Source organism: Komagataeibacter ossonobensis, from assembly GCF_057359305.1.
Genome location: NZ_JBXAYQ010000052.1, coordinates 1 through 19,188 on the forward strand (window position 1 = coordinate 1; position 19,188 = coordinate 19,188).

Annotated in this window: 12 protein-coding genes and 6 pseudogenes; 13 read left to right on the forward strand and 5 right to left on the reverse strand. The window is 46.2% G+C overall.

Annotation, left to right across the window (positions count from 1 at the left end):
• The 3 genes and pseudogenes from AC1RQ9_RS16750 to AC1RQ9_RS16760 form a co-directional block, all read right to left on the reverse strand.
• Nucleotides 1–277 (reverse strand): annotated as a pseudogene (locus AC1RQ9_RS16750) (hypothetical protein); the annotation flags it as partial.
• On the reverse strand, nucleotides 216–443 hold the full coding sequence (locus AC1RQ9_RS16755) for a transposase (RefSeq protein WP_485987884.1): 228 nt from the start codon (nucleotides 441–443) through the stop codon (nucleotides 216–218). The pseudogene AC1RQ9_RS16750 and the gene AC1RQ9_RS16755, both read right to left, overlap by 62 nt.
• A gap of 153 nt (nucleotides 444–596) precedes the next feature.
• On the reverse strand, nucleotides 597–2,561 hold the full coding sequence (locus AC1RQ9_RS16760) for a hypothetical protein (protein ID WP_485987886.1): 1,965 nt from the start codon (nucleotides 2,559–2,561) through the stop codon (nucleotides 597–599).
• Between the two features lie 355 nt (nucleotides 2,562–2,916).
• On the opposite strand from AC1RQ9_RS16760, the pseudogene AC1RQ9_RS16765 reads away from it, so the two are divergent.
• The 5 genes and pseudogenes from AC1RQ9_RS16765 to rfbD form a co-directional block, all read left to right on the forward strand.
• A pseudogene (locus AC1RQ9_RS16765) lies at nucleotides 2,917–3,621 on the forward strand (IS5 family transposase); the annotation flags it as partial.
• A gap of 168 nt (nucleotides 3,622–3,789) precedes the next feature.
• Entirely contained in the window at nucleotides 3,790–4,845 is a 1,056-nt protein-coding gene (gene rfbB, locus AC1RQ9_RS16770) for a dTDP-glucose 4,6-dehydratase (protein WP_485987887.1), read from the forward strand.
• Nucleotides 4,846–4,874: 29 nt separating this feature from the next.
• Nucleotides 4,875–5,756 carry a glucose-1-phosphate thymidylyltransferase RfbA gene (gene rfbA / locus AC1RQ9_RS16775; RefSeq protein ID WP_485987896.1) on the forward strand — a complete coding sequence of 294 codons (882 nt, stop codon included), beginning with the start codon at nucleotides 4,875–4,877 and terminating at the stop codon, nucleotides 5,754–5,756.
• A gap of 14 nt (nucleotides 5,757–5,770) precedes the next feature.
• Entirely contained in the window at nucleotides 5,771–6,328 is a 558-nt protein-coding gene (rfbC, locus tag AC1RQ9_RS16780; RefSeq protein ID WP_485987888.1) for a dTDP-4-dehydrorhamnose 3,5-epimerase, read from the forward strand.
• Complete coding sequence (gene rfbD, locus AC1RQ9_RS16785) at nucleotides 6,328–7,218, forward strand: dTDP-4-dehydrorhamnose reductase (RefSeq protein WP_485987890.1); 891 nt, start codon at nucleotides 6,328–6,330, stop codon at nucleotides 7,216–7,218. The genes rfbC and rfbD overlap by 1 nt, the downstream gene beginning before the upstream one ends.
• Nucleotides 7,219–7,340: 122 nt before the next feature.
• Here the strand turns inward: rfbD and AC1RQ9_RS16790 are convergent.
• Nucleotides 7,341–7,645 (reverse strand): annotated as a pseudogene (locus tag AC1RQ9_RS16790) (transposase); the annotation flags it as partial.
• Between the two features lie 63 nt (nucleotides 7,646–7,708).
• Here AC1RQ9_RS16790 and AC1RQ9_RS16795 point away from each other — a divergent pair.
• The 8 genes and pseudogenes from AC1RQ9_RS16795 (at nucleotide 7,709) to AC1RQ9_RS16830 (ending at nucleotide 18,822) form a co-directional block, all read left to right on the forward strand.
• The gene (locus AC1RQ9_RS16795; protein WP_485987891.1) at nucleotides 7,709–7,873 is read left to right on the forward strand and encodes a hypothetical protein; all 165 of its coding nucleotides are present in this window, start codon (nucleotides 7,709–7,711) and stop codon (nucleotides 7,871–7,873) included.
• 28 nt (nucleotides 7,874–7,901) lie between these two features.
• A pseudogene (locus tag AC1RQ9_RS16800) lies at nucleotides 7,902–8,167 on the forward strand (IS3 family transposase); the annotation flags it as partial.
• Between the two features lie 202 nt (nucleotides 8,168–8,369).
• Nucleotides 8,370–8,546: pseudogene (locus AC1RQ9_RS16805) on the forward strand (transposase); the annotation flags it as partial.
• A 415-nt stretch (nucleotides 8,547–8,961) separates the two neighbouring features.
• Nucleotides 8,962–10,272, forward strand: coding sequence for a polysaccharide biosynthesis/export family protein (locus tag AC1RQ9_RS16810; RefSeq protein WP_485987892.1), 1,311 nt, complete (start codon nucleotides 8,962–8,964; stop codon nucleotides 10,270–10,272).
• A gap of 266 nt (nucleotides 10,273–10,538) precedes the next feature.
• Nucleotides 10,539–10,944 (forward strand): annotated as a pseudogene (locus tag AC1RQ9_RS16815) (IS5 family transposase); the annotation flags it as partial.
• Between the two features lie 495 nt (nucleotides 10,945–11,439).
• Entirely contained in the window at nucleotides 11,440–14,598 is a 3,159-nt protein-coding gene (locus AC1RQ9_RS16820; protein WP_485987893.1) for a rhamnan synthesis F family protein, read from the forward strand.
• A 51-nt stretch (nucleotides 14,599–14,649) separates the two neighbouring features.
• Nucleotides 14,650–15,882 (forward strand): hypothetical protein, encoded by a 1,233-nt coding sequence (locus tag AC1RQ9_RS16825; protein WP_485987894.1) that lies wholly within the window; start codon nucleotides 14,650–14,652, stop codon nucleotides 15,880–15,882.
• 48 nt (nucleotides 15,883–15,930) lie between these two features.
• Nucleotides 15,931–18,822, forward strand: coding sequence for a hypothetical protein (locus AC1RQ9_RS16830; protein WP_485987895.1), 2,892 nt, complete (start codon nucleotides 15,931–15,933; stop codon nucleotides 18,820–18,822).
• A 42-nt stretch (nucleotides 18,823–18,864) separates the two neighbouring features.
• Here the strand turns inward: AC1RQ9_RS16830 and AC1RQ9_RS16835 are convergent, their stop codons facing one another.
• Nucleotides 18,865–19,137 carry an integrase core domain-containing protein gene (locus AC1RQ9_RS16835; protein WP_485987897.1) on the reverse strand — a complete coding sequence of 91 codons (273 nt, stop codon included), beginning with the start codon at nucleotides 19,135–19,137 and terminating at the stop codon, nucleotides 18,865–18,867.
• Nucleotides 19,138–19,188 lie beyond the last annotated feature (51 nt).

A 19,188-nucleotide genomic window follows, 5' to 3' on the forward strand; every position in this document is an offset into this window, starting at 1 on the left:
TGAGCGAAATATGTCGATGCTTTCCGCCGGATCTCGTTCGCCTGACGCAGTTCGTCCACTTCACCCTTCAGCGCCTTGAGCCGATCGGCAGTTTCTGTAGAGATGCTGGTACGTTTGCCCGTTTCGACTTCCACCTTTTGGACCAATTCGTTCAGCGTATGCGCCGAACAGCCGATCTTTTCAGAAAGCGAAACTACCGCGATGGGTGCTCTCCCTCATGTCCCAGAACCAGCCGATTGCCAGAGCGGGAATTCGTTCGGCAGCATCCGCCATCCACCGCCTGTTCGTGCCAGATAGCGAAGCGCATCAGGCACATCGCGCAGGTCCGCCGCAGGCTTGCGACCGCGCTTGGCCGCTGACGGCAGAAATGGCTGAATGAACAGCCATTCCCTGTCCGTCAGATCGGTCGGGTAGAGCTTCGACCGCCTCTCCAGTGCGGCCATCCGGCCACGGCCTGCTCAGATCCATATCCCAAGCTTGAATCACGCCCAGGCCACCGCATCAACACATTCTCAAACAGGCTCTAAGTACAGGCCGAAAATCAGTAAATACTTTCTCCCAATCTCCTTACTGATAATATTCATCTATTTTTTGAATCATTTAAATCTACGTTTATTCTTATTCCATGATTTAATAACCCAGTCTGCTCCTTTTTTTCCTATTATGGGGTCCAGTATTTTACGACCTATTAATTCTGATTTGGGCAAAATACGACCATGCAGTGCGAAGCTATCTCGTTCGGCTTGAGACCAGTGTGGATGCCACCAATAAGAAATGGGTAAAAAACGCCCATGTCCTATATCGCAGGCATGAGGAATGCTTCCCAAAATTTCCTTTTCAGATGAAGTGGGTCTGGAAAGAATATTAGACATACAATCTTCCGCCATATTTTTTAGAATATCAGCGGAAAAAAGAGAAAAATAAGGTGCTATATCTGATACAAAATCCATAATACAATTTTGTATTTCTTTTACATATATGTCGCGAGACACATCCGCTGCATTGCGTTTTTCGAAAACTGGATAATATTTTTCTCCAGCTTTCTTCATGCTGATAGAAGATGGGCTTGCATCAGAAAACATTAGTTCAATTAGTTCCACACCATTCATAATGGTATGTGCTATTTTCTCAGGTTTTCCTTCTTGGAATAGAATTCCGTGAATGTTTTTTGTAGCATAGGCTTTCTTATGTGTGCCTATATAGAATCCCTTTATCTGATATTCTAAAAAAATATCTAAAGCCCTATGGGACGACAGACCCCAGCCAACATCTACGAAAGCGATATCCGATAGATTCATCCCTCCAATCAAGTCATTTAAATAATTTATATACGAATCACGTTCCGAACACACTACAGAATTCCATAAATTACCAATTTTTTTCAGTTTTTCGATATAAATTTCATAAGATATTTCATTAATATCTGGAAAATCTGCCGGGGCATCAATGTGAAGGCGTATCAGATCCTCTTTTAAACTATATGAGTTATTTCCTTTAGGTGGGAACAGCATAGAGTACACCCAATCATATTGCTTTCCCATCCCCAGCAATGGTACGAGGCACATACGTCGGGAGGACCAGATAACATCATAATCGATGTCAGATAAATCCAATTTATCCATAACGCGCTGAATTATAAATCCATCGCGTGTCATAAGAAATAATTTTTTCACTTTATATTTTTTTGAAATATCAACAATATTTTTTATAAATGATGTAATAACAATACCTGAGTAAATATATCCAAATGACTTCAATGTAGAATTATTATGAAAATATCCTTCAGAATGCCGCTTTGCTATTAAGCCAAGTATTATATTCCCTTCAAGATTATGTTTTTCATTCAGGGCGCTTATTAAATCTGAATTTAAGTTCCTATCGTATAAAAGTTCTCTTAATGCCGTAGATGTGTGAATTGCAGGAATTCCTGCAGATATGGATTGAACAAAATCAGAATGATAGTTATCCCCAAAATGGATAATGTCTTTAGGTGAAACATTTAGCGATCTACAAATAAAAGGATAAATTTTTCCATTAGATTTAGATAGATAATCTTTGTAGTAGCTGGATGAGCAGAAAATTTCATCAACATGTATATCATTTTTTTGCAATATTTTATCTATTTCAGACGCTGGCATGTACATGTCACTTATAGCAATAATCTTCTTATTTAATGACCGTGCCATATTATATATTTTTTTGTTTTTATCATAAGAAATTAAAAAATGATATTCGGCTGCAATTTCTTGATTTATACCCTCTCTCTGCTGACGATCGTCTTCATATAATAATTTGTAAATATCCGTTAATGTTGTTTCGTGAGATTTATATTTAGAAAAATTGATTTCGCGAGCAGCTTTTTCCGCTGCAATGCGCCGCTTGGCAAAACCTGCGTTTCCCGTCTTGATTTCAATATAATCAAAAACGCCTTCTGGATGCGCCGTTTTGCGGAAAAGCAAGGTATCAAATACGTCAAAAGATACTATTTCAAAATTTGAAATAAAATATTCTAGCTCTTTGATTGTTTGATAATCATCAAGAGCACAGTCAATTTTATTCATTATATTTATCGCCGCCATAAGATGGATTTCATCTATTCATACATAAGAAGGCGAAAATTTCAACATTGGTTAGAGCCTGTTTGAGAATGTGTTGATGCGGTGGCCTGGGCGTGATTCAAGCTTGGGATATGGATCTGAGCAGGCCGTGGCCGGATGGCCGCACTGGAGAGGCGGTTAAAGCGCTACCCGACCGATCTGACGGACAGGGAATGGCTGTCCATCCATAACCATTCTCAAACGGACTCTCAGGGATATGGACTGTAGCTACCAAAGGATTTTGAACAGCTTCTGAATTTCCAGCACCTGTTAGGTCTGAATAACAGAACGGACTGCATGGCTGTTTGTGATGGGCATGATGCAGCCTGTCTTTTCCGATACCACATGGTCCGTCTGGGAACCTTTGATCGAGGAAGTCCGTCCGAAGGGCAAGACCCCACCGAAGAACCTGCGACGGACGATTTCCGTGATTTTCTGGCGCCATCAGAACGGCGTGAAATGGCGCGCCCTGCCATCTGGGTTTGGCCCCTGGTGGATTGCCGCACAGTTGTTCATTCGCTGGTCGAAGCTTGGGGTGTGGCAGCGCCTCCTTGAAAAGGTTAAGAGGCGCGGACCCGGAACTGGGCATGGTCTTTCTCGATGGCACGACGATCCGTGCTGATCACAAGCCGGCCGAGGTCACCAAAAAGGAGGATACAGGGGATGCCTCAGGGATCGTGAGGCGCCTGGCCGCTCACGTGGAGGCCTTGGCATCAGGGTCTGCATAGCTGCGGATGGACATGGCAAAGCGCTGTCCTTCACGCTGTTGCCCGGTCAGGAACATGAACTGCCATCCGCTTATGTCCCGCTCGACGACCTGCCACACCCACCGACCGATGTCGTCTGTGATCGTGGGTATGCCTCGCACAAATTCCATGCATACCTCTGGAACCGGGGATCTCGTCCTGCCATCCCGCCAAGGAAGAATGATCCAGAAGTCGCCTGTTCCAGATGGGCTTACAGACACCGGCATCAGGTCGAAAACCTGCGGGCAAGGCTCAGGGAATGGCGGGCTGTCGCGACCTGATATGAGAAGACCGCCGCTCCATCCTCCTCCTTGCTGCTACAGCAGACTATATCAAGACCTAACAGGCCTTAGATGTTGATGTGCTTTGGAGATCTGCTGTTTTATATATTTACTGTTATAATTCCTCATGTTACGCTGGTATTTTTATAATGTAGGGCATAATTGATGCGGGTATTATTGACTGGAGGTTGCGGGTTTATCGGTTCTGCTGTGGTAAGGCACCTTATCCACAAGACGGAACATAGCGTAATCAATGTCGACTGCATGACTTATGCAGCGTCGCCAGATGCTGTAGCAGAGGTCGCTTCGAGTGACCGTTACCTTCATGTGCCTGCCAGCATCCTTAATGCTGCCGCGATGAAGCATCTGTTTGAAACCCACAAGCCTGACGCTGTCATGCATCTTGCGGCAGAAAGTCATGTGGACCGTTCCATCGACGGGCCCGGGGTGTTCATGCAGACCAACGTTATCGGCACCTATACGTTGCTGGAAGCAGCGCATGCCTACTGGAAGGGGCTGGATAACGGCCGGCAGAAGGCATTCCGTTTCCATCATATCTCGACCGATGAAGTCTTCGGGCATCTGGACGTCAACGATCCGCCCTTTACCGAAACCACGCCTTATGATCCCCGCAGCCCGTATTCCGCATCGAAGGCAGCGTCCGACCATCTCGTCCGGGCATGGTACCACACCTATGGCCTGCCTACCTTCGTAACCAATACGACAAATAACTACGGTATCTGGCATTTCCCCGAAAAGCTTGTCCCGCTTGTGACCATCAACGCCATTGAGGGCAAGGAGCTACCGGTTTACGGCAGGGGCGAGAACATTCGCGACTGGCTGTTTGTCGAAGACCATGCCGAGGCGCTGGTAAAGGCGGTCGAATACGGACAGCCGGGTGAAACCTACGCCATTGGTGCACGCCAGCCCCGCACGAACCTGCAGGTCGTCAAGACCATCTGCGCCGTGTTGGACGAACTCGTCCCCGACCCCAAGGGGCCGCGTGAACGCCTGATCCGTTTTGTTACGGACCGTCCAGGACATGACTTCCGTTATGAGATTGATCCCAGCCATGCCGAGCAGGCGCTTGACTGGAAGGCCCGACATGATTTTGAAACGGGCATCCGGCGCACGGTGCAGTGGTATCTGGACAATCGCGCCTGGTGGGAAGGCATCCGCGCGCAACGCTACACAGGTCAGAGACTGGGAACCCAAGCATGACAACCGCATCCGTAACACAGCCCGCACCGATGAAGGGTATCCTGCTGGCTGGCGGGTCCGGAACACGCCTGCATCCGATGACGCTGGCCACGTCAAAGCAGTTGTTGCCTGTCTATGACAAGCCAATGATCTATTATCCTCTGACAACGCTGATGCTGGCAGGGATTCAGGATATCCTGATCATTACCACACCGCAGGACATGCCGCAGTTCCAGCGGCTTTTGGGGGATGGATCGCAGTTCGGGGTCCGTTTTGCCTACCGTGTCCAGCCTTCGCCCGATGGGCTGGCACAGGCATTCGTAATCGGAGAAGACTGGATCGACGGTGCACCTTGTGCGCTGGCGCTGGGTGACAATCTGATTTTTGCTGACCATCTGGGCGGCTTGTTACGTGAGGCAGCCCAGCGGGCCAGGCAGGCGAACGGGGCAACCGTTTTTGCCTATCAGGTACGCGACCCTGAACGTTATGGCGTGGTTTCCTTCGACGCGCATGGTCGTGCACTCAATATTGTCGAAAAGCCTGAAAAGCCTGAATCGAACTGGGCCGTAACCGGGCTTTATTTTTATGATCACCGTGTGACAGAATTGGCGCGACGGGTCAGGCCCAGTGCGCGTGGCGAACTGGAAATCACCGATCTTAACAGGATGTATCTGGAGGAAGGTACGCTCAGCGTTGACCAGTTGGGCCGTGGATGCGCCTGGCTGGATGCCGGTATGCCTGACAGTCTGATGCAGGCTGGTAATTTTGTTCAGACCATCCAGTCCCGTCAGGGCATGCTGGTCGGGTCACCGACCGAAGTTGCTTACCGGATGGGATATATCGATCGTGATACCCTGCTGGCGCAGGCAAAGAAGATGGCCAAGACCGAACTGGGCTACATGCTCCGTCTTGTCGGGCAGCAGCAGGTTTAAAGGAGTAACCATTCATGAAGGTCGAGCGTCTGGACATCCCTGATGTCATTCTGATCACACCACCCCGCTTCAGTGATAGTCGTGGTTTTTTTTCTGAAACCTATAATCTGGACCGTATGAGAGATGCAGGGATCAATCTGCCTTTCATTCAGGATAACCAGAGCCTGTCCCGGCAGAAAGGGGTTGTGCGTGGGTTGCACTGTCAGTTGGCACCGCATGAACAGGGTAAACTCGTACGCTGCACAAAAGGTGCAATCTGGGATGTAGCGGTGGATGCGCGGACCGGATCGTCCACATATGGCAAATGGGTTGCTGCTGAACTTTCGGAAGAAAACTGGTCCCAACTGTGGATTCCGCCGGGCTTCCTGCATGGTTTTGTGACCCTGGCTGACAATACGGAAGTACAGTACAAATGTACCGGTCTGTATGACAAAGCATCTGAACGGGCCGTAATCTGGAACTGTCCGCATCTGAATATTGCATGGCCGGTTGATCCGGGTGATGCAATCCTGTCTGACAAGGATCAGGTTGCTCCGCATTTTACCGAAGCCAAAGGCTGGTTCAGTATCTGATGAATAGCGATATGCGTGGTCCCATTCTCGTCACTGGCGGCAAGGGTCAACTGGCGACTTCACTGGCAAAGCTGGGCGGTACGCGCGTAGTGGTGGTCGGACGTCCGGAATTTGACTTCGACAGACCCGAAACCATTGCCGCAGCGATTGAAAAATATCGTCCCGCTTTTATCGTGAATGCAGCGGCATGGACTGCTGTTGATCTGGCGGAAAGTGAAGCGGAAGGGGCCTCTCGTGCCAATGAAACGGGTCCAGCTGAACTGGCTCGTGTCTGTGCCCAGCATGACATTCCGTTAATCCACGTTTCAACAGATTATGTATATGCGGGCGATAAAGGGGAGCCGTATGTTGAAACGGATCCGATCAGCCCCCAGACTGTGTATGGACGTACCAAGGCGGCAGGAGAACAGGCTGTACTGGCCGCACATCCCAAGACCCTCATTCTGAGAACGGCGTGGGTTTATTCTTCCCATGGGAAAAACTTCGTGCGCACCATGATCAATGCAGGTGCAAAAAATCCCGAGTTGAAGGTGGTTGGTGACCAGTGCGGCAATCCAACCTGTTCTGATGATCTGGCTGCCGGCATTCTGGCAATAATTGAAAAATTGCAGCAGGGATGGCAGGACGCTTACGCTGGCATTTATCATGCAACCGGCTCAGGCATGACAACATGGCATGGACTTGCCGTGGAGGTGCTGCAGGAAGCTGCTAAATCTGGGTGCCCCATGCCGGAGATAACGGCCATTCGTACGGAAGATTGGCCAACACCGGCCAAGCGCCCAAAAGATTCACGTCTTGATGGAACAAAGCTTGAAAAGACCTTTGGTGTGAAATTGCCGGAATGGCAGGAAAGCGTAAAACAGACAGTTAAGGATATACTGCACGGGTAATGGTATCTACTGTGTGCCCTCAAGCCTATTGGATATCGCCCCATCTGTTCAAAAGGAGCAATTTCTCACATATTGTGTGCACAATGGACGGCCTGGCTGCTTTCCTCTACTCCTCGGTGACTTTACAGGAACGGATATCCTTCTAAGAGTCTGTTTGAGAATGGTTGTGGATGGACAGTTCTGCGGCGCATGAGGTTACCCCGGGGGCGACATGAATCATCGCTTCCGAGACGTCGATCCTCTGCTTGTAATCCCGCACGAGCCGCTTCCGGCGCGTCATCCAACCGAAAGTGCGCTCGACGACCCGGCGCCGGGGCAATACCCTGAAGCCGACTTCCTTGTCGGAGCGGCGGATGATCTCGAGGACGAAATCCTGATAGGTCACGGCATCCATAAGACGGATGCGCCCCTAGGCACCATCAGCGAACTGGACTTGTGACAGTTCTGTGCCGGTCTTGAGCGTTTTAAGTGCGAGGCCGTAAGGATCGCGTTGAGCAATGGGCCGTCACGCACGCGCGTTGCGATCGATCTGGGTATTGGCAAATCCACTCCGGGCAATCTGCTGATCTGGTGCGCGGGAATGAACGTCTTCGCCTGGACATCCCGACCGGCCTGCCAGCGCACCGATCTGAAGGTGGCTGGCGCATATCCTTGAACATTATGCCGCTGATCGCGGCAGCTAATACGGTTCTCATGATTTCCAGAAAAAATTGCTGGCCCATGGACTGCTGGCTTCAATGTCTGGAAAGGGAAACTGTTTTGACAACGCTGATCTCGAAACGTTTTTCAAAAGCCTGAAGGCGGAACGGCTCTGGAGGCAGAACTGGCCAACCCGTCGTCAGGCTACTGCCGCCATCTTCCAGTATATCAATGGTTTCTACAATCCACGTCGACGCCATTCATATCTGGGCGGCATAGCTCTCTCGCTTTCGAAGCGGGAGTGGCATAATCACTTCCTGACCGGCACAAGTCCAGAGCTCTTTCCTTCACGATTTCTCCTGGACAGGCGCACGAACTACCGTGTGCCTATGCCCTGCTTGATGGATCTGCCACAGCCAATGATCTATGTCGTCTTCGATCGCGGGTATGCCTCGCACAAATTCGGTGTATATCTTTGAAACTGCGGATTCCGGCCCGTCAGCCCGCCAGGAAAGAATGATCCAGAAGTCGCCTGTTCCAGATGGGCTTACAGGCCCCGGCATCAGGTCGAAAACCTGTGGACAAGGCTCAAGGAATGGCGGGCTGTCGCGACCCGATACAAGAAAACAGCCATATCCTTCCTTTCCGTCATCCTCACCGCCGCTGCAGCAGACTACATCAAGATCTAACAGGCTCTATTCTGGCGGAAAATTCGAGATTCTGATAAGAGAAACTTTATGGACTGCGGGCAGGATATTATCAAGACAGGCTTGAGCAGCAACTGAACATGCGAAATCTTGATATATTTTCAATGAAATCAATAAACTAAAGAAAACCTGTCAGATCGGAATAAGCCCTGGTTAACATTTCATTTTGTCGTTTAGTCCATTTTTGCCATAAGGGCATTTGTTTGATGCGTTAGGATGTATTCTTCTCATGCAGGATTAATCTTCAGACTGAACCTCTCTCTTTCACGCTGAATCAAAGATATGAGTTTCAGAGAAACATTTAATATATATGTGGTCTATTAAAATTTAATCTGATAGATGATATGTTCGGGTCATTTGCAACTTTTATGTTGATAGTATATTCAGAGGCATACTGGTGTTTTACACTACTTTGTCGTTGCCTTCCCAATTAACCTTCAATCGCGGTGTTACATTGAGCAATTTCTACTGTCCTCCAGATTCGGCCCCGATTCAACGTCGTGCGGGAGGGAAACAACGTCTTGTCGTGATTGGAGGAATGCTGCTGTTTCTGACCGGGTGCAATTCCTTGCCTGACAGTGGCCCGACTGAAGCGCAGATCAATCATACGCAGCGTGATCCAAAAAAAAATACCGTCGGCTACGGAATTATTCAGATCAGCCTGGACTTGATCACGCTTCTGGATAGCGAAGCGCCGACACAGTTCAGCAGTCTGGACACTGATAACGCGCCGCGTATTTCAAGCAAGAATGACACGGTTGGACCGGGAGATGTCCTGCAAGTTTCCATATACGAGATCGGTAGTGCGCTTTTCAGTTCCACTAGTGGCAGTGCTGCTTTGAGCAATGCGAATCTTAGCGGCGGTACAACCATTCCCAGTGCATCTACTGCCAGTAATTTGCCCCCATTGAATGTTGACGGTGCGGGCAACATTCGTGTGCCTTTCGTAGGTCAGATTCACGTAGCCGGTCTGACGACGACGCAGGTAGCTCAGACTATTCAAGCCCGGCTGAGGCAAAAGTCTCAGTCACCGCAGGTCGTGGTCCGGATCGTATCTGATATTGCCAATTCTGTTATGGTATATGGCAGTGTACGACGTCCCAGCCGTATTCCGCTGACTCCAAATCGTGAACGAATTCTGGATGTCATTGCCCTTGCAGGGGGAGAAGACCACACAAGCCAGTCAGATGAAGATTATATGGTCCGACTGACGCGCAATGACCGGATTGCCGAAATGCCGCTCAAGGTCATAGAAAACAATCCAGAACAGAACATCCTGATACAGCCGGAAGACAGGGTACAGGTCACATTCCAGCCGCGTACCTTTACGGTATTAGGTGCCAGCGGCCATGTAACCCAAACCCAGTTCACGACACCTACACTGACCATGGCTGAAGCCGTTGCCCGTGTGGGTGGACCGATCGATTCACGTGCGGATCCCAACGCGGTCTATCTTTTCCGTTTTGAAAATGCCGATGTTCTTCGGCGTCTTGGCATGCCAGTTGACAACAATGCAACAACTGGACCGGTTGTTTATCAGTTGGACATGATGAATCCTAACAGTTATTTTCTGGCTCAGAAATTCATGATGCGAAATGATGATATTATTTATATTGCCAATTCTGCTACCAATAAGTTTTATAAATTTATGAATCTTATTACGACAATTATTTCTCCAGGCACGTCAATGGGAGGTCTGGCAAAGTAAAAAAAATTTTCCATGAAATTTAGTGGGGTTTATTTTTTTACCCATAAGGATTTTGTAATGCTCTGATAGTGATTATGCCACTCCTGCTTCAAAAGCGAGGGGCTGATACTGCCCAAATATGAATGTCGTCAACGTGGATTGTAAAACCCATTGATATACTGGAAAATGGCGGCAGCAGCCTGATAACGGGTAGATTAGGATCAGGATCTATTAATTCATTGAATTGATTTCCATGATTCACAGGCTTTCGGGAATGATGGGCCCCTGTGAGTGATGTGTTTTTGCTATCTGAGAGCCGGATGGAGAGGATTACGCCGTATTGTCCTCTAGCTCACAGGGTGCCACGTGTGGATGACCGGCGGGTCCTGAGAGGATCGTTTATGTGATCCGTAACGGGCTTCAGTGGAAAGATGCCCCGAAAGGGTATGGTCTTCACAAGACCTTACATAACCGTTTCATTCGGTGGAGCCGTCTGGGTGTCTTTGACCGGATCTTCGTCGCGCTGACAGAACAGGCTGGCCGCTCGACGCGTTTGATGATCGATGCGACACACCTCAAGGCGCAAAGGCCAGCAGCGTCCCTGCTCAAAAAGGGGCTTTTCCCCGCCATATCGGACGCACAAAAGGCGGATTGAACTCAAGGCTGCATGCTGTGTGTGATGGGCTGGGCCGATTCTCCAGGCGAAGACGTTCATTCTCGCGGGCCAGATCAGCTTGAGACCCGGATGCCGCCTTGCCTGAAGGGTAATCCACTATCCATTATTTAACAATAGCCACGTCGGCACGCAACGTGCGCGCGTGACAGCCTACTGCTCAACGCTATCCTCACGGCCTTGCGCTTGGAATTTCCGTATGCTTCATGGTCTTATCGGTCTCCTGATACGAGCTTAAAACGCCCAGATGACCGGCACAAAACCGTCACAAGTTCAGCCTGAATATGACAACCAGAAATTTTTCAGTATCTGATATGTTAGAGGATTACGATCTGTATAGGATCGTCATTCTTTCTCACTACACCAATTGGACAAAAAAGTGCATAATATCCTCTGAATTATATACTCAACAATCAGATGTTATATAATTTGAAGATCAACATCTTGAAATTTGTCTTTGCTTTTCCCATGGTTTATCATTAAAATTCTCTGATTTTCTGTTGGAAGCCTGCATTATGATTTTTTCGTCGGTATTTTTGAAAAATTTCCTTTCGTTTAAAAAAAAACGTAGAGATTTTTCAAAAAAACAGAAAAAGGCTCTCAAGAAATATTTTGATTCTGATTGGTATGCAACGCAGGTTCCTTACATAAAGAAAAATTATTCAAACTTATTTGATAATTATATAAATTTTGGACGATTTGACGGAATACAACCTAATGCATATTTTGATCCGCAGTGGTATTTGAAAAAAAATCAGGATGTTCTCTCAGCAGGGATAGACCCATTCCTTCACTATTGCGAGGATGGCGCAGCGGAAAGGCGCACGCCCGGACCTTTGTTTGATCCTGAGGCATACCTTGATGCTTACCCCGATGTGAGGGAAGCTGGTCAGGAACCGCTGCACCATTTTCTAAACCATGGACAAGCAGAACACCGTCACGCTTATAGTGTTTTGCTGCCCCATCACGCTACAAGGAACCTAGCTTCTTCGGAGAGAATAGAATCTGAAGAACGGAATGAGCATATACGGGTTGCTGTAGCCCTGCATATTTTTTATGCGGATATGTCTGAAGAAATATGCCGATATCTTAATAATATCAGTGGTCATTTTGCGCTGTTTGTAACTGTTCCCGATGCAGGTATTGCCAAGAAATTTACGAGTGTCGTTAAAAAATACGGTCTGGATTGCGATCTGAAGGTCGTAATAGGGCAAAATCGTGGTCGTAATTTTGGCCCCTTCTTGGTGGAATTCCGTCGCGAGTTGCTGACTTACGACGTTATGCTGCATATTCACAGTAAGAAGTCACTAAGAACCGGAAACGAACAGACGGGATGGAAAGATCATCTTTTCAAAAGCCTGCTCGCGAACCGCGGATATACCTCTTTTATTATCAACCGTTTGGGTGACCAGAAAAATAAGAAATTTGGTGTAGCCTTACCTTCAACATTTGCCGATTTTGGCCACTGGGCTCATGATTGGCTAGGCTGCGCTCACATGATACCCAGCATGCTGGAAAAGCTGGGAATTGATCATGTCCCATCCAGAGGGATGCAAGATTTTTCTGTTGGATCAATGTTCTGGGCTCGGACCCAAGCCTTGCGGCCACTGCTCGAATATCCTTGGGCATATACAGATTTTGAGGAAGAACCGGCAGGTCATGACGGAACCGTACCACATGTTATCGAACGTGGATTAGGAACGTTCGTGGAAAGCCAGTCTTTCTACCCTATGGAACTGGACTATGACTGCGGCCTCTATCGTGATGGCTGGACCGAAAAGAACCTTCATAAGTATGAAGACTATATTCCGGCAATGCGTTATGCGATCGATCACTTCGATACGATCTCTTTTGATTTTTACGATACTGTATTTTGCCGTAAAGCTACGACGCCAGACGACATCCATTTATATATAGGTCATGTACTGCGTTGCCGGTTTGGAAAATATAGCGAAAATGAATTTTACCATTACCGCAAAGCTGCAGAAGCACGTGCCCGTCAGAAGCTGACAAAGGGCGATGTCGATATCTACGATATATATGACCATTTTGCGGATGTCTGTGATTGGCCCGTCAATGTTGTCACGACAGCCCTCGACCTGGAACTCCAGATCGAAGAACGGGTCTTGATGCCTCGTGACGGGATCGTCGAATTGCTCCAGCGTGCCAAGGATCGTTCACGCCGCGTTATCTTGGTAAGCGATACCTATATGCCGCTGGAGTTCTTTGAGAAGGTTTTGAAAAAATGGAATATGTACGGATATTTCAGCGAGCTTTATATATCTTCTCACCGTGAGGCTCGCAAAGACCAGGGGCAGATCTGGGATATCGTACTACAAGATCAGCAGGAAGGTAACACCCTTTTCCATACAGGCGATAATTTTGAATCAGACGTTCATTTGCCGATCGTACGCTCCATTAATGCTTTACACGTGATAGCGGCTCCATTGCTGGCAGAGCTGCGTGGTTATCCTATGCCACTAAATTGGAAAAAACGCCGAATTACTTGGCAGGAAGGTTTGCTCCTGGGCGTTCCCGTTGCGCGTTTCGGGGGAAGCCTATCTCTAGAGAATAGGCAGTTCAGGCCTATCCATATGGGTAATTTCGAAGATATCGGTTGCAATATCTTAGGGCCAGTATTTTTTAGCTTCATGACTTGGATGATTAATCATCCTACGTTTAAAGGAATAACAAAGATAGCCTTTTTGGCAAGAGAAGGATATTTTCTTCATAAATATTATGTAGCAATGCGGAAAGCTCTGGGAGGTGATGCCAGTCACCTACCACCGGCAGTTTATCTTGAGATTTCGCGGAATGTTTCTCTCTCAGCTCTCCAGGGAATTAATTATGATGATGGACTGATTCTTGGTAGTCAGGCATCTGAAATGACCATTGCCGATCTCCTTAAAAATCGGATTGGGTTTGAACTTGACCGTCCGGAAGAGTTTTTGAATACGGTTGTCAGCCTACCACGTGATAGGGCTTATGTTGCCTATTGTTTGGATAAGATTCGGCATGACATCGTACTAGATGGTGCGGGTAAACTAAGCCGTATGACCCAATATCTGCGACAGGAAGGCCTCCTGCATCAGGAGGGGCTTGCCATTGTTGATATTGGATATAGCGGCACAATACAGAAAGCTTTTCAAAAAATAATCAATCGAGGCGTTTCCGGATATTATATGTCCACTACTCCAGAAGTTGCAGATGTTAATAAAACAGCGGGTGGAGAAGCATTTGGTTGTTTCAATAATGAAAATTCGGATCCGCAATGTGCAGTGAAGGCAATGTCTGTCCTTCTTGAAGGCTTTATGACGGCGCCACATGGACAAGTTGTGGATTATAATTGCTCAAATTCTGATAATTTTTATAAAATAAATCCGATTTATAAAGAAAAAAGAATGGCACAGGACAATTTTCATTATTTTGATATGATATATGATGGGATCGAAAATTATTTCAAAGAGATGATCTCTATATATGGTCCTGAAATTACTAAAGCCTCTTACCCACTAAAAGAAGCTCAAGCAGCCCTATTAGCGGTTAAGATGAATGAAATCATATTTTCTGCAAATTTCTGGAATAAAATATACCTAGAAGATGACTTTTGTGGGAATGGTGAAATACCGATCCTCGAGCATTATCAAAAATATTTGGGAATTGCTTCATATTGATTCCCAATTCGTAAAATATTCATTATTCTGTTTAGATGGGTTTATCTCTCAATGTACGGTAATTCTTCTCCTCACCCTATGATTGACTTGGATTGGATACGCCAGGCGTGTGGTAACTGGTCACTTTCTACGCGCGAGTGTATTGATCGACAGGATGAGGTGGGACCAAATATTTTATTCGATGTTAAATTCTATCGAGAAAAATATCAGCATGAAATGCCTCAGAACATGACATGTTTGGAGCATTTTTGTCGGCAGGATAGAAATAATTTACGCGATCCTTCCCCATTGTTCTCTACGAAACAATGGCTGGAAACATATTCTGCTCATTCAGGTGGAGCACACTCTACCATTGTTGTGTCTCCGGGGCGTAATGGCTGGTGTCTTGAGCTTTCAAGGCAATTGGGGAAGGAAGCCCTTTTTGCACGCAATGAGATGCTGCGATCTTTCCATAATGAAATTATTAAGAAAGATATAGTTGTAGGCTTACCACCGCATAGAGGGCAGGAGATCTGCTTGTTTGTGCACTATGACAGACATGATACGATTCAGCCCTATGTTTTTGATTATCTGGATGCATTACACAAAGAAGGACTTTATATTTTTTTCTTGACGAATAGTCAGACGCTAGCTGCCAAAGACATAGCATCATTAAAAAAATATGTCTGGCGTATCCTATGCACCGATAATCGTGCTTACGATTGGGGTCTGTTTTCCCAAGCCGTTAAACTCCTAGATAACAAATTTCCTGGCTCGCCTATTTTATTGGCTAACGATAGTGTTACTTATCTAGGCCAAGGGTTGAAAAAAATCCTCGATCGGTGCCGCCTTCAACAGGATGGAATTACTGGTGCTGTTGATGGATGGCAGCATTTTTGGCATCTACAGTCATTTTTTGTTTATTGTGGGGCATCTGTTGTTGGCTCACGTAGTTGGAGTGGTTTTTGGAATCATTATCGTCCTCATAACAACAAATGGTTTGTCATCAATAGTCAAGAATACGGTTTCTCCAGATGGATGCAGCAACAGCAGGTTCCAATGTCGGCGATATGGGATTATAAATCTCTTATACAAAAAGAGTATAAGAAAAATCGTGCAGAAAAGTGGCGCGAAGATATGTTCCTGCAGAAAAAGAACTTAAATGCTTCGCACGATCTTTGGGACATATTATTGGATAATGACTTTCCATTTATAAAGAACTCTATCTTAAAAGGTTCGCTTGCTTCAGGCAATTTAGATCATATTTGCAATGTAATAAGTAAATTAGGAAAAGAAAGAATTTAAAAACCATAACATCCCAGTGTATTAAAAAATTTCTTCAGGTGCAGAAGTATGGCTAAGAAAATGAGTTATAAATACATTGCAAATAACGTTGCGAGGATAATAAAAAAGAAAAAGAATTTTCCATCTGATTGGAAGGTAGCATTTGATCCAGACTGGTATCGAAGCGTCTATCCTGATGTTGCTCAGGCGAAGGCCGAGCCTGTGCGGCATTTTAATGAGTACGGTTGGCAGGAAAAACGTAACCCTCATCCACTTTTTGATACGCAGTGGTACCTACAGAATAACCCAGATGTTGCCCAGGCTAATGTAAATCCCTATATCCATTTTTTAGAGCATGGTTGGCGAGAAAACCGTAACCCAAGCCCGCACTTCGACGTGGATTGGTACTTACTGCAGAACCCAGATGTCGCACAGGCCGGTATCAACCCCTATCTGCATTATATTGAGTATGGCCAGAAAGAGGGACGACCGGCGCGTCCGGCTGCTTTGCCGCCTCAGAATACGCCCCAAACTACGCAACATGCGGATCGTTCACATCTTTATCATTTTCCGACGCCAGATGAGATGGTGGAATGGTTTGATGCGACATGGTACGTGCAACAGTATGCAGAAGTTGCACAAAGTGGACTCTCGCCGTACGTGCATTTTGCAACAATTGGGTGGAAAAAACAGTACAATCCGCACCCTCTGTTTGATGTGAACTGGTTTTTGGACCACAATCCAAAGGCTAAGAAAGAAGCTGATGGCCCTGTTCAGTTCTTCTTACACCAGATGACTGAACAGAACGAAAAACGGTCCGTTGATTCGCGTCTGCCTTGGAAATTATCTCAACAGGCGTTTGGTGATATATCTGCTATTCTGCCTAGCCCCTATGTTCCGCCTGGGCGGGAGCAGTTTCATGGCACGTCTGATGCTGAGTTTATGCAGCGGCTTGCTACGGTAGATGTTGTCTCATTCGATATTTTTGATACAGCATTATTTCGGACAGTGGGACATCCATTATCAGTATTTACGATCTGGAATAATAAATTTTCTGGCAGGTTTAAAAGCGTGCCGTATCAACTTTCTGATATCCGTTATTGGGCTGAAAGAGAGGCACGCACACGTAAGCATGCTACTCATGATACGCATGAAATTACTTTGCAGGACATTTATGACGTGATTGAAGAAAAACTTCAGTTGCAGAGTCATGACACTCTTGAATTGATGAAAGAAGAGCTGAGAATTGAGGCCGATGTTCTAAAATCTAATCCTCAAATACTGAAGTGGGCTGACTTGGCTAATAAAGCAGGCAAAAAAGTTATATTTGTCAGTGATATGTATCTTCCTGCTCTTTTCCTACAAGATGTATTGACCAACAATGGGTATCAGAAATCTGAAGTCTATGTGTCCGGGGAACATAAAGCAGGAAAATGGAACCGAGAGTTATTTTCTATTGTAGAAAAACAGACTGGATGTAATGGAAACCGGATTCTACATATTGGGGATAATCATGGTTCCGATAAACTGAATCCGGAATCTGTTGGCTGGCAGGCGATTCACTATCAGGAAGGTAGCGACGCGCGACCCTTTTTTCAGCAGATAAGTATAAATCCATTGGTTAATGCGGCCAACATTACGACATCGGTAGCAATGGGACTGGCCCATGTTCATAGAACGAAAATCGAGCATGAAGATATATCCTGGGAAGAAAAGTTTGCCCGGTATATCGGCTATGAATTGGTAGGACCACTTATCCTTGGATTTACGGGATGGATTGCAAGCCAGGCCCAAAGAACATCTATTGATCAGATTGTCTTTTTGGCCCGTGATGGTCTGCTCCCGTTTGAGGCATTTAAACGGATTAAACGTCACTTAAATCTTAATGCCGATGCCTGCTACGTTGCTGCATCGCGCCGTCTTCTTTATGGAGCACACCTGCGCACACATGAAGACATAATATGTTTCTCACATAATCTTCTTTTCTCCATAAATTCTACTCTAGCGGAATATATGGATGTGTACAATTTATCTGAAGAAGACTATAGAGAGTATATTCAAAAGTATGGTTTCAAGAGCGCTCATGATAAACTATTTTCTGGGAATGATTTCAATTCCGAATCACTTCAGGTTCGTGACCGTTTAATGCCCCTTATTAGGGAACTTGCTCCCATAATTAAGAAAAAAGCAAAGAAAAATATTAATGATATGAAAATGTATTACAATAGAAATATACCGTTAGGTAAAGACAAAAGGATATCTATTGTAGACTTTGGTTGGTCAGGCACTTTGATCAAACCCATTGATCAAATCATCCGTTCTATTGATAGTAACGTTTCTACTTCGGCGTTGTTTTTTGGTCTAAATGCCTCAGCTAACCAAAAGATTCCATCTTCCATTCCTGCAGAAGGGTATTTCTTTAATCGTAAAAATAGAAGTTCTAAGCCTTTTCCTTATTGTCTACCTTCATTGAACAAGCCGTGTGATGTCGTTAGTGAATCTTTATCTTTATTAGAAATTCTTATAAGTGCCAATCATCCGACCATTATCGGTCTAAAGAGAAACTTCTTAGGATTTCAGGAGATATATGCAAAAGATACATATACACATGATCAGAGATTATTTTTGCAGAACGTGCATAATGCATGTTTATCGTTTATTGATAATTCCTTGCCTCTTCTTCCTTCCCATGTAGGAGAATGGGATTTCCAACATGTTATCGGTCATGGATGGCAGCGACTGTTAGCCAGTCCCGGTGCACATGAGGCTGATTTATTGGGTAAATTTCCTCATCGTATGGATCCAAGTGGACATGGAGCGAATACAACCTTAATTGCGAATGCAGAAAAAAACGCGTCTTCAGAAAATTTATGGAATCAATATTATAATTCTTTTTGGCCGGCAGGATGGTTCGCAATATTAGATGATAATTTGCGCAGTATTATGTTGAGTAAAAAATAGGTAGTTCCAAAGCTCTTGACGTGTCCCCCTTTTTGTTACCACTCAAAAAGAGAGTTCCCGGTTTTTATGGTTTTGGGTTGATGCGATGACAAGGGTATCGGGGATATGCCCCCGATACCCTTGTCTGGCGATCTGATCCGGTGTCCTGCCATCCGGTTGGGCATGTGGACGCATCGTATTGTAGTCTTCCCGCCAGTCGGCCAGAATCAGGCGGGCATGCGTCAGGGACGTGAACAGCGTTTCGTTGAGACATTCATCCTTTAGGTAAGCATCCGACGAGGACCACAGGCATGCGTCAGGCCGCCTGTGTATGATTGGCGTGACGGGTGTTTTTCCAGTTTCAGGGGAACAGTTCGTGCAGGCGTG